Origin of the sequence: Mesobacillus sp. MER 48 (assembly GCF_023714225.1) — a bacterium.
GTDB classification, from domain to species: Bacteria; Bacillota; Bacilli; order Bacillales; family Cytobacillaceae; genus Mesobacillus; species Mesobacillus oceanisediminis_A.
In genome coordinates, this window is the sequence record NZ_JAMAUR010000002.1 from 454586 (window position 1) to 467063 (window position 12478).

Annotated in this window: 10 protein-coding genes; all 10 read left to right on the forward strand. The window is 46.0% G+C overall.

The features are described from left to right. Positions 1–46 precede the first annotated feature (46 nt). Positions 47–2143: an ATP-dependent DNA helicase RecG gene (recG, locus tag M3593_RS08505; protein WP_353056080.1), complete on the forward strand. Its 2097-nt coding sequence runs from the start codon at positions 47–49 to the stop codon at positions 2141–2143. 300 nt (positions 2144–2443) lie between these two features. Continuing rightward, entirely contained in the window at positions 2444–3013 is a 570-nt protein-coding gene (fapR, locus tag M3593_RS08510) for a transcription factor FapR (protein WP_144474841.1), read from the forward strand. A 13-nt stretch (positions 3014–3026) separates the two neighbouring features. Next, positions 3027–4025: a phosphate acyltransferase PlsX gene (plsX, locus tag M3593_RS08515; protein ID WP_144474842.1), complete on the forward strand. Its 999-nt coding sequence runs from the start codon at positions 3027–3029 to the stop codon at positions 4023–4025. A 39-nt stretch (positions 4026–4064) separates the two neighbouring features. Continuing rightward, a complete protein-coding gene (gene fabD, locus M3593_RS08520) occupies positions 4065–5012 on the forward strand; it encodes an ACP S-malonyltransferase (RefSeq protein ID WP_144474843.1) in 948 nt (315 codons plus the stop codon). Then, positions 5009–5752, forward strand: a complete 744-nt coding sequence (gene fabG, locus M3593_RS08525) for a 3-oxoacyl-[acyl-carrier-protein] reductase (protein ID WP_144474844.1) — start codon at positions 5009–5011, stop codon at positions 5750–5752. Before fabD ends, fabG begins: the two co-directional genes overlap by 4 nt. 105 nt (positions 5753–5857) lie before the next feature. Then, positions 5858–6091 (forward strand): acyl carrier protein, encoded by a 234-nt coding sequence (locus M3593_RS08530; protein WP_044394334.1) that lies wholly within the window; start codon positions 5858–5860, stop codon positions 6089–6091. Between the two features lie 409 nt (positions 6092–6500). Then, positions 6501–7268, forward strand: coding sequence for a ribonuclease III (gene rnc, locus M3593_RS08535; RefSeq protein WP_144474845.1), 768 nt, complete (start codon positions 6501–6503; stop codon positions 7266–7268). Positions 7269–7457: 189 nt separating this feature from the next. Next, a complete protein-coding gene (smc, locus tag M3593_RS08540) occupies positions 7458–11024 on the forward strand; it encodes a chromosome segregation protein SMC (protein ID WP_251542038.1) in 3567 nt (1188 codons plus the stop codon). Between the two features lie 18 nt (positions 11025–11042). Next, positions 11043–12047 carry a signal recognition particle-docking protein FtsY gene (ftsY, locus tag M3593_RS08545; RefSeq protein WP_251542035.1) on the forward strand — a complete coding sequence of 335 codons (1005 nt, stop codon included), beginning with the start codon at positions 11043–11045 and terminating at the stop codon, positions 12045–12047. 100 nt (positions 12048–12147) lie between these two features. Continuing rightward, positions 12148–12477, forward strand: coding sequence for a putative DNA-binding protein (locus tag M3593_RS08550; protein ID WP_251542032.1), 330 nt, complete (start codon positions 12148–12150; stop codon positions 12475–12477). The last annotated feature ends 1 nt before the right edge of the window (position 12478 follow it).

The window sequence follows — 12478 nt, forward strand, 5'->3', positions numbered from 1 at the left end:
ATCAATACTCCAGAAACAGCGTAAGGAGGGGGAGCGGCAGCACCGATTGGCCGGGAGCTGGAGGCCAAGAGTTTCGGCACACCGCTTGAATAATGTGAATGAACAACTAAAGCAACCAGTAACAGCAATAAAAGGAATCGGCAATGAAATGGCGGAGACTCTGGCGGATATGCACATCAGGACTGTCGGTGATCTGCTCGAATACTTCCCATATCGTTACGAAGATTATCGGCTTAAGGATCTGGCAGAAGTTAAGCATGACGAAAGAGTCACGGTGGAGGGCAAGGTGCACAGTGAGCCTGCACTTGTCTATTACGGCCGCAAAAAGAATCGGCTTACCGTCAGGCTGCTCGTGGGCCGTTACTTAATCATTGCAACTTTCTTTAACCAGCCTTATTTAAAACAAAAAATAACCGTCGGAGAGACGATTACAGTCACGGGGAAATGGGATCAGCATAGACAGACGATCACAGCCAGTCAAATGTCATTGGGAGAGCATGCTCAAAGCCAGGATTTTGAACCGGTTTACGCAGTGAAAGGAAAAATGACCGTAAAAACGATCAGAAGGCTGATCAAGCAGGCTTTTTCTCAGTTCGGGCATGAAATAGACGAAATATTGCCGGCAGAGCTTTTGCAAAAATATAAGCTGCTGAACCGCAGGGATGCCTTAAGAATCATGCACCTGCCTTCAGGTTCTGACGAAATGAAACAGGCGAGAAGAAGATTTGTTTACGAGGAGTTTCTTTTATTCCAGCTTAAAATGCAGTCATTACGGAAACTGGAACGGGAACAGAGTCCCGGAATTTCGTTCTCCTATGAATTGGACAAGCTGAAACAATTTATCGGCGGACTGCCTTTCCCGTTAACGGGCGCACAAAAGCGAGTAGTCAATGAGATCCTCGGTGACATGAAATCTCCATACCGTATGAATCGCCTCCTTCAAGGTGATGTTGGTTCAGGTAAAACGGTGGTCGCGGCGATTGCCCTTTATGCTGCTAAGACAGCTGGCTACCAAGGAGCATTGATGGTCCCAACAGAAATACTGGCTGAACAACACACTCAGTCCCTGACACAGCTGCTTGAGCCATTCGGTGTTAAAGCGGCTCTGCTGACAAGCTCGGTAAAAGGCAAACGGCGAAGAGAGATGCTCGAGCAGCTGAAGCAGGGTGATATTGATGTATTGATTGGCACGCACGCCTTGATCCAGGATGAAGTGGACTTCCAACGCCTCGGTCTTGTCATCACAGATGAACAACATCGATTTGGGGTTGAACAAAGGCGGGTTCTCAGGGAGAAAGGTGAAAATCCCGATGTCTTGTTCATGACCGCAACACCAATCCCGAGGACATTGGCAATCACGGTCTTCGGTGAAATGGATGTCTCGGTGATCGATGAAATGCCGGCTGGACGCAAGACGATCGAAACGTATTGGGCCAAGCACGAGATGCTTGAGCGGGTGCTCGCCTTCATGGAAAAGGAACTGGCAAAAGGAAGGCAGGCATATGTGATATGCCCATTGATCGAGGAGTCAGATAAGCTTGATGTCCAGAATGCGATCGATGTCCACAGCACCCTGAGTTTCTATTTTAAGGACCGTTTTCAGGTTGGCCTGATGCATGGACGACTCCATTCCGACGAAAAAGACCAGGTGATGAAGTCCTTCAGTGAAAATGAAGTGCAAGTGCTCGTCTCCACTACCGTCGTTGAAGTAGGGGTGAATGTCCCAAACGCGACAGTGATGCTCATATATGATGCCGAAAGATTTGGTCTGTCACAGCTTCATCAGCTTAGAGGAAGGGTTGGCCGCGGAAGTGACCAATCATATTGCATTTTGCTCGCCGATCCGAAAAGCGAAGTCGGGAAAGAACGCATGAAAATCATGTCTGAAACGAATGATGGCTTTGTTCTTAGTGAGAAGGATCTGGAGCTGCGCGGCCCTGGAGATTTCTTCGGAAAAAAACAAAGCGGACTGCCAGAATTCAAAGTGGCGGACATGGTCCATGACTACCGTGCACTGGAAACAGCGAGGAATGATGCGTCCTTGCTGGTGCAGTCAGGAGCTTTCTGGCAAAGCGAAAAATATCGTTCATTGAGAGAATATTTGGCGGAGTCAGGTGCACTGGCAAATGAAAAACTGGATTGATTCAAACCCAATCTATTAATTTTTAGAAGAATGATAGAGCGGAAGCAGTCATCTGCTTCCTTTTTTGATGGCTCTGTTAAAGCTGAAGTTGATTTTTAAACCCTGTTGATTGTAGTGGAATACGCGTAGACACCCGCGGGCTTAGCGCCATCCCCGCGGAAAGCGAAGCGCCTGGAACGGAAATCCACAGTCTTGTATAACAGGGTCTTTTTACTAAAAATATTTCTTCTTGCAATCTTTTTTTATAATATATATACTACTATTAGTACCTAGTCTTAATAGCTCGGGCGGTGTTTTTAGATGAAACGCAATAAAAAAGATCGGCAGTCACTGCTGACTGATACGATAAAAGATAACCCATTCATAACAGATGAAGAGCTGGCCGAAAAATTTGCTGTCAGCATCCAGACGATCAGACTGGACAGACTCGAATTGTCTATACCTGAACTCAGGGAGAGAATCAAGAACGTTGCTGAAAAACGTTTTGAAGACGAAGTCCGTTCATTGCCGCTGGAAGAAGTAATTGGAGAAATCATCGATATTGAACTTGATCAAAGTGCAATTTCCATACTTGATATAAAAAGAGAACATGTGTTTAAGCGAAATAAAATTGCCAGAGGACACCATTTGTTTGCCCAGGCGAATTCATTGGCGGTTGCTGTGATCAATGATGAGCTGGCGCTGACTGCAAAATCGAGTATCCAGTTTACCAGATCGGTAAAAGAAGGTGAACGGGTCATCGCTAAAGCGAGGGTCACAAAAATCGATAGTGATAATGGGCGGACGAATGTGGAAGTGATGAGTTACGTAAATAATGAACTTGTCTTCAAAGGCGAATTTGAAATGTACAGATCAAATAATGAGAAGTAAGGGATGAAAAGCGATGAGGCTTGCAATAGATGCGATGGGCGGAGACAATGCACCAAAAGAAATCGTCCTCGGAGCAATGAAGGCAGTAGAGAACTTCAAAGACATACATATCCTCCTTGTAGGTGACGAGAAAAAAATCAGGGAGCATTTGACGACCGAAGATAGGATTGAAATTCTCCATACTGAAGAGGTCATCCTGGGAACAGATGAACCTGTAAGGGCTGTTCGCCGTAAAAAGACTGCGTCCATGGTTTTGGCGGCGCAGCAGGTAGCAGACGGAAAAGCTGACGCTTGCATTTCAGCCGGAAACACTGGAGCTCTGATGGCTGCAGGATTGTTTGTGGTCGGACGGATCAATGGCATAGAACGGCCCGCACTTGCTCCTACACTTCCGACGATCGGGGGAGAAGGCTTCCTGCTTCTGGATGTTGGCGCAAATGCTGACGCCAAGCCGGAGCATCTTGTCCAATATGCGATCATGGGCTCGATATACAGTGAGAAAGCAAGAGGGATTGAACGCCCGCGAGTTGGATTGCTGAATATCGGCACAGAAGAGAAGAAGGGAAATGAATTAGTAAGGAGCACCTTCGAATTACTTAAGGACACAGATATCAATTTCATCGGCAATGTTGAAGCGAGAGACTTGCTGGATGGTGTAGCAGATGTGGTTGTGGCGGACGGATTCACCGGCAATATGGTGCTGAAGACAATCGAAGGAACGGCAATGTCAGTATTTAAAATGCTGAAATCGGCCCTGACATCAAGCTTCAAAAGTAAGATGGCTGCCGCAGTCCTGAAGCCGGACCTCGCTCAGTTGAAAAATAAGATGGATTACACAGAATACGGTGGCGCCGGATTATTCGGATTGAAAGCCCCGGTCATTAAGGCACATGGATCATCGGATGCGAATGCCGTTTTCAACTCAATCCGGCAGGCCAGAGAAATGGTTGAAAAAGATGTTTCAGGCACGATCAGGACAGCTGTTGAAAAAAGAGAAGGCGTCATTCAGTAGGAGCGACTGGATAAAATAAACGATAAAGGGGAATCTTTCATGGGGAAAATCGCGTTTTTATTTCCGGGCCAGGGGTCACAGACTGTTGGCATGGGGCAGGCACTTGCGGAGTCCGAGCAAGCAGTTTCCGAAACATTTAATAAAGCGGATGAAGTCCTTGGGGAGTCTTTGAGCAAATTGATTTTTGAAGGCCCTCAGGAAAAGCTGACTCTAACAACAAATGCTCAGCCTGCACTCCTGACAACAAGCATTGCCATCCTGAAATATTTCAGCCAATTTGGAATCAAGCCGGACTATACGGCTGGGCATAGCCTTGGGGAATATTCTGCACTTGTAGCATCGGAGGCGTTATCCTTTGAGGATGCTGTTTACGCAGTCCGCCAGCGTGGTGAGTTCATGGAAGAAGCGGTGCCAAATGGAGAGGGCACGATGGCAGCCGTCCTTGGAATGGATCGCGATAAACTTATGGATGTGACCGAGACAGTATCGGCGGGTGGTAATCCTGTTCAGCTGGCCAATTTAAATTGCCCGGGGCAAATTGTCATTTCAGGTTCCAAATCTGGAGTGGAAGAAGCATCTGTCAAAGCAAAGGAAGCAGGAGCAAAACGGGTCATTCCACTCGATGTGAGCGGGCCATTCCATTCTTCGCTAATGAAGCCTGCAGCCGAACGATTTGAAGCAGTACTGGATAATATTTCACTAAAGGATGCCTCAACCCCGGTGATTGGCAATGTGACTGCTGAACCGATGACAGAAGCATCTGAAATTAAAAAGAGATTGGTAGAGCAGCTTTACTCTCCTGTGCTGTGGGAGGATTCCGTGTCAAAGATGCTTGAGCTCGGAGTTGATACTTTTGTAGAAATTGGACCTGGCAAGGTGTTGTCCGGGCTAGTAAAAAAAGTGGACCGCTCTGCTAGGACATTCGCAATTTATGATGCGGAAACTTGTGCCGCGGCCGTGGCTGCATTGAAGGAGGAGAAGGAATGAGACTTGAAGGTAAAGTAGCGCTTGTAACTGGCGCATCACGTGGAATTGGCCGGGAAATCGCCTTTGAACTTGCCCGGGAAGGAGCCTCAGTTGCTGTCAATTATGCCGGCAGCGAAGCGAAAGCACTAGAAGTGGTCGATGGAATCAAAGCGATGGGCCGAGATGCTTTCGCGATCCAGGCAGATGTTTCCAGTTCCGACTCAGTCACTGAGATGGTAAAAGAAACAATCGAACATTTCGGGAAGCTCGACATACTTGTCAACAATGCGGGTATTACAAAAGATAACCTGTTGATGAGAATGAAAGAATCCGAGTGGGATGATGTCATCAACATTAACCTTAAAGGTGTCTTCCTTTGCACGAAAGCCGTCACAAGGCAAATGATGAAGCAGAGAGGCGGCAGGATCATCAATATTTCATCGATTGTCGGTGTCAGCGGTAATCCTGGGCAGGCGAATTACGTTGCGGCAAAATCGGGAGTGATCGGACTGACGAAAACAACTGCGAAGGAATTATCGTCAAGAGGAATCACTGTCAATGCCATTGCCCCAGGCTTTATCACGACTGACATGACAGATAAACTGAATGAAGACGTCAAGTCAGAAATGTTGAAGCAAATCCCATTGGCGCGTTTCGGAGAGCCAAAGGATATCGCCCGGACTGTTATCTTCCTTGCCTCAGAAGACGGTGCCTATATGACAGGCCAAACCCTCCACGTCGATGGCGGCATGGTAATGTAGAATCCTGCACACCTGAAAAAGAGCCGGAACAAAATAAAAAGTGATTGCAGCCATTTATTAATTATATAAAATCATCTATAATGGCTTGAGGGGAGGTGAACGAGCATGGCAGACGTTTTAGAACGCGTAACAAAAATTATTGTTGACCGTTTGGGAGTAGATGAATCTCAAGTAACTTTAGAAGCATCTTTTAAAGATGATCTAGGTGCTGATTCCCTTGATGTTGTTGAATTGGTTATGGAATTGGAAGACGAATTCAACATGGAAATTTCCGATGATGACGCTGAGAAAATCGGTACAGTTGGTGACGCTGTGAACTACATAAATAGCCAAGTGTAATTGTTCGATTTACTGAGAAGCTCCGTTTTTAAAAAACGGGGCTTTCTTCTGTAAATAAAGCTCTTGGCTTTCTTCAACAAGGAATCTGCTGGAATCAAACCAAGTTTTTTTGCTTTATGGACATCATTTTTTGTAAACTGTTAGTAGTCTGTATAGAATTGTGTAATCCGCAATTCATAGAAGATCAGCTTTAATTTAGGCTCTTTTCTCAATCTTTGTTGCTATTGCCTAAATAATAGGGTTGAATTACCTTAGATTATTCATACAATTAACGCTTATGCTGAGAAAAGAGCTTGCAAACTTAGTACCGACATACAAAATGGCTATTATCACGTTAAAATCGGCTTTAGGATTTTAACAACAATCTTTACGAAAACAGCTTTAATTTATGAGCAAGGTGGAATTAATCATGCGCAATAATGGCAGAGAAAGAGAAAAGAAGAATATCCGCGCAAAGGACCTGAAATTCAAAGAATTCCAGGATAGGATCGGAATTCATTTTGAAAGTGACAAGCTATTGAAACAGGCTTTTACCCATTCATCCTATGTGAATGAGCATCGCAGGAAACCCCATGAGGATAATGAGAGATTGGAATTTCTCGGGGACGCTGTGTTGGAGCTGACTGTATCCCAATTTTTGTTTAAAAAATACCCGATGATGAGCGAAGGTGAATTGACAAAGCTTCGGGCGGCTGTCGTTTGTGAACCATCACTAGTGGCCTTTGCAAATGAGCTGGCCTTTGGCGACCTCGTTTTACTGGGCAAAGGTGAAGAGATGACAGGCGGCAGGACAAGGCCTGCGCTCCTGGCTGATGTTTTCGAAGCCTTCATCGGCGCTTTGTACCTTGATAAAGGAATTGATACAGTCACAACATTTCTGGAAGAAATAGTTTTTCCAAAAATCAATGCCGGTGCTTTTTCTCATGTGATGGATTTTAAGAGCCAGCTTCAGGAACTCGTCCAGCGCGATGCCGCAGGCTCGCTGGAATACAAGATCATGAAGGAGATTGGTCCAGCTCACAGCAGGGAGTTCGAATCCCATGTCTACCTTAATGGCCAAGAATTGGGTGCTGGTACTGGCCGCTCCAAGAAGGAAGCGGAGCAGCATGCTGCCCAGATGGCTCTTGAAAAGCTGAAGGCCCACATAGAGGCTGCCCCGGAACAGGACGAAAAATAGGACACAACAAGGTTCATTATAGATTCATAAATGATTTCCACTATGAAAAAAAGCCAGTTCCAGCGCTTAGCCGTTACATCCCTGGATTGGCTTTTCTCGATGAACTTGCGAAAAGCTTTTTGGAGCTGCTCGAGTCGCATGTGTCTAATGACACCTTAGAAAAAGTTAAACAGGAAAGGGAGAGCCATATTGTTTTTAAAACGATTAGATGTGGTCGGCTTTAAATCGTTTGCCGAGAGAATATCTGTGGAATTCGTTCCCGGCGTGACCGCTGTCGTAGGACCGAATGGAAGCGGAAAGAGCAATATTACCGACTCCATTCGCTGGGTCCTTGGGGAACAATCAGCCCGGTCGCTGCGGGGCGCAAAGATGGAAGATATCATTTTTGCCGGAAGTGATTCACGAAAACCGCTGAATTTTGCAGAAGTCACATTAACCCTTGATAACGAAGATCAATCATTGCCGCTTGATTACAACGAAGTGAGTGTAACAAGGCGTGTTTACCGTTCAGGTGACAGTGAATATTTAATCAATAAACAGAATTGCAGACTTAAGGATATTGTCGATTTATTCATGGATTCCGGACTTGGCCGAGAAGCCTTCTCCATCATCAGCCAGGGAAGGGTTGAAGAAATCCTCAACAGCAAGCCTGAGGAACGGAGGACGATTTTTGAAGAAGCGGCTGGGGTCCTAAAATATAAATCGCGGAAGAAAAAAGCAGAAAGCAAGCTTTTCGAAACGCAGGAGAACTTAAACCGTGTAACTGACATTATCCATGAGCTTGAAGGCCAGGTTGAGCCGTTAAAGATCCAGGCATCGATTGCAAAGGACTATCTTCAGCAAAAAGAAGAACTGGAACAGATTGAAGTAGCGCTGACAGCGTATGAAATAGAGGATCTGCATGCCCGCTGGGAACAGCTCTCAAGGCAGCTGGAACAGCATAAAGAAGATGAAATCAAGCAGTCTGCCATTCTCCAGAAAAAAGAGGCAGAAATTGAAAAAATGAGGGATCAGTTAGCTGCACTGGATGAATCGGTCAGCGACCTTCAGAATGTCCTCCTGCATGCAAGCGAGGAGCTTGAAAAGCTGGAAGGCAGGAGGGAAGTCCTCAAGGAACGTAAAAAGAATGCTTCACAAAATAAAGGCCAGCTTGAAAAGAATATTGAGGAACTGACATTCTCCATTGCCAGATTGGAAGAACAGAAGGCTGAATATGAGAAATCTGTATCTGAGCTTGCAGCTGAGGCGGCTGCGCTGCAAAAAGAGCTTCAGGAGAAACAGGAGCAATTGACGCTCTATAGCGAAGATGTCGAGCTCAAGATCGATTCAATTAAGAGTGATTATATCGAGGTGCTGAATGAACAGGCCGGCGCCAAAAATGAAAAAATCTATATTGAGCAGCAGCTGCAGCAGCATTCAGCCAAGGGATCCAGACTGGATCATGACAATGATCGGTTTGTATCGATCCGTGATGAAATCAAGGAGAAAAAAGCAGAAATCGAAAAGAGGGCTGCTTCCTCACAGCTGGAATTGGAAGAGCAGGGAAAGCTCTATTTTGAAGAACAGAGGAAGCTGGAATCTTTAAGAAGCAATTATGAGAAGCAGGAGAAAACACTTTATCAAGCCTATCAATTCCTGCAGCAGGCGAAATCGAAAAAAGAAATGCTGGAGGAAATGGAAGAAGACTATTCAGGCTTCTTCCAGGGGGTCAAAGAAGTGTTGAAAGCCAGGAATACCCGTCTTCAGGGGGTAGAGGGGGCCATAGCCGAACTGATTCATGTGCCAAAGCAATATGAAACAGCAATTGAAACGGCCCTTGGCGGTGCAATGCAGCATATTGTCGTCCAGACGGAAGAAAATGCACGGACTGCGATCCAGTACCTAAAGCAAAAGTCATTTGGCAGGGCAACCTTCCTGCCTCTCAGCATCATCAAGGGCAAGTATCTGGCAGGCTCGCAGCTATCGCTTCTTTCAGGCCATGGCGCCTATATCGGCACGGCCGCTGATTTGATTCAATATGATCAGAAGTATGCAGAAGTCGTGAAGAACCTGCTCGGGAATGTCGTGATTGCCAGTGATCTGAAGGGTGCCAATGAAATAGCGAAAATGCTGCAATACCGCAGCAGAATCGTGACCCTTGAAGGCGATGTAGTCAACCCGGGCGGTTCGATGACGGGCGGTGCAGTGAAGCAAAAGTCATCGTCTCTTTTAAGCCGTAAAGGTGAACTGGAGGATTTGACCAACAAGCTCGCTGACATGGAAGAGAAAACCAGAACGCTGGAATCGCGGGTAAAGGCATTGAAGGCTGACACCCAATCAAGTGAAGCGAGGCTTGAAAAACTCAGGAAAACTGGGGAAGAGCTTCGATTCAAGCAGCAGGCCCTGAAAGGCGACCTCCGGGAAGTCGAGCTGGAACAGAAAAATATCAATGAACGCTTGTCGGTCTATGATTCTGAAAAGACCCAGCTTGATTCAGACAAGGAAAAGCTTGAATCAAGGTTGGCCGAACTGGATGATCTGCTGGCAAAGTATCAGCAGACACTCGTTCAATTTGATAAAGAAATTGAAAGGCTGACAGAGCTTAAAAACTCGAATTCTACCTCCAAGGAAACACTTGTTTCCGAAATCAGTGATTTGAAGATCAGCCTGGCTGCTAAGAAAGAGCAGCTTTCGCATGCAAAGGAGAAACTGGATTCAGCAAGCTTGCAGGCAGATGAACAATCAGGGAAATTGTCAGTGTTGAAAGAAGATCTGTCTCTTCTTTCGTCAGAGATGACGGATAGTTCCTCTGGAGAAACTCAGCTGGAGGAAGCAGCAAAGCGCAAGCTTCAGGATAAAAATGAAACACTGAAGCTGATTGCATCCAGAAGACATGAAAGACTCGAGCTTCAGAACAGACTTGAGGACCAGGAATTGGAGTCTAAGGAACTAAGAAGGCTGCAAAAAGGTATTAATGAAGTGCTCAGGGATGAGGAAGTGAAACTGAACAGGCTGGATGTGGAACTGGACAATAAACTGGCCCATCTTCGCGAAGAGTACCTGCTTTCCTATGAGGCGGCTAAAGAGCAGTATCCGCTGACAATCCCGGCTGATGAAGCAAGACGGAAAGTGAAGCTTATCAAGCTGGCGATTGAAGAACTGGGAAGCGTCAATCTCGGGGCAATAGAGGAATATGAGCGAGTATCTGAGCGTTATGAATTCCTGCTGGAACAAAAGAATGACCTCCAGGAAGCAAAGGACACTCTTTTCCTTGTCATCGAGGAAATGGATCAGGAAATGAAGAAGCGTTTTGAGCAGACTTTCACCGGCATCCGCTCCCACTTCGAACCCGTGTTCCAGGCGTTGTTCGGCGGCGGAAGAGCAGACTTGCGGCTGACCCAGCCTGAGGACCTGTTAAACACCGGGGTCGAAATTGTTGCACAGCCACCCGGGAAAAAGCTTCAGAATCTTGGGCTCCTGTCTGGCGGTGAACGTGCATTGACGGCGATCGCACTATTATTCTCCATCCTGAAGGTACGTCCAGTCCCATTCTGTATTCTTGATGAAGTGGAAGCGGCGTTGGATGAAGCCAATGTATACCGTTTCGCCCAATACTTGAAAAAATACCGTGAAGAAACGCAATTTATTGTCATCACCCACCGAAAAGGTACAATGGAGGAAGCAGATGTCCTGTATGGTGTAACGATGCAGGAATCGGGCGTATCGAAGCTTGTATCCGTCCGGCTGGAGGACTCAAAAGAACTTGTGAAAATGTAATGAGAGAGGCGATGGACCGTGAGTTTTTTCAAGAAATTAAAAGAAAAATTTACGACACAGACTGAGGGTGTCACAGAGAAATTCAGAGATGGCTTGACGAAAACGAGAGATAATTTTTCCAATAAAGTGAATGACCTGGTATCCCGTTATCGTAAAGTCGATGAGGATTTTTTTGAGGAACTTGAAGAAATCCTCATCCAGGCGGATGTTGGATTCGAAACGGTGATGGAATTAGTCGAGGAACTGAAGAAAGAAGTGAAGCGACGCAACATCCAGGACACGAAAGAAGTTCAGGCTGTCATTTCCGAGAAACTTGTTGAAATTTATGAAAACGGATCTGAAGACGAATCGTTCGACCTGAACATCCAGGAGGATGGATTGACTGTCATCTTGTTCGTAGGAGTCAATGGAGTCGGCAAAACCACGACCATCGGCAAGCTGGCCCATAAATTCAAGAATGAAGGAAAGAATGTCCTGCTTGCTGCAGGGGATACATTCCGTGCAGGAGCAATCGAGCAGCTTGAGGTCTGGGGAGAGCGTGTCGGGGTGGATGTCATCAAGCAGGCAGAAGGTTCCGACCCTGCGGCTGTCATGTATGATGCTGTACAGTCTGCGAAATCCCGTAAAGCAGATATCCTGATTTGTGATACTGCAGGGCGTCTTCAAAACAAGGTCAATCTCATGAAGGAGCTTGAAAAGGTGAAGCGTGTCATCGAACGGGAAGTGCCGGGCGCTCCTCATGAGGTATTGCTAGTGCTGGATGCCACTACCGGGCAGAATGCCCTGATCCAGGCCAAGACGTTCAAGGAAGCGACAGATGTCAGCGGCATCGTTCTTACCAAGCTTGACGGTACTGCCAAGGGTGGTATCGTCCTGGCTATTCGCAATGAACTGAATATCCCGGTGAAATTTGTCGGTCTTGGAGAAAAGATGGATGACCTTCAGGAATTCGATCCTGAAAGATATGTATATGGTCTGTTTGCTGACCTCGTCGAAGAAGAGGAAATAGCGGAAGAATCTTGATTTACAGGCAAATTGCTGTAAAGAACTTATCTTGACAGGAAAGATGAACGTGTGTAAACTCTTTATGTAAAGGTATTTCACTTAACATGGGGGAATTGAAATGCTTGAGAAAACGAACCGAATGAATTATTTGTATGATTTTTATCAGGCATTGCTGACTCCAAAACAAAGCAGTTATATGGCTCTATATTATCTTGATGATTACTCTCTTGGGGAAATTGCTGAAGAGTATGATGTTAGCCGGCAGGCAGTATACGACAACATCAAACGTACTGAAGCGATGCTCGAGGAGTACGAAGAGAAGTTATTGTTGTTCGAAAAATTCCAGAAGCGAAATGAGCTGATATCAAAAATGAAACAGCTTATGGGGAATGGTGAGAACAGCGGTGATCTAGCTGAAATGATAGCCGAGCTTGAGAAATTAGACTAGG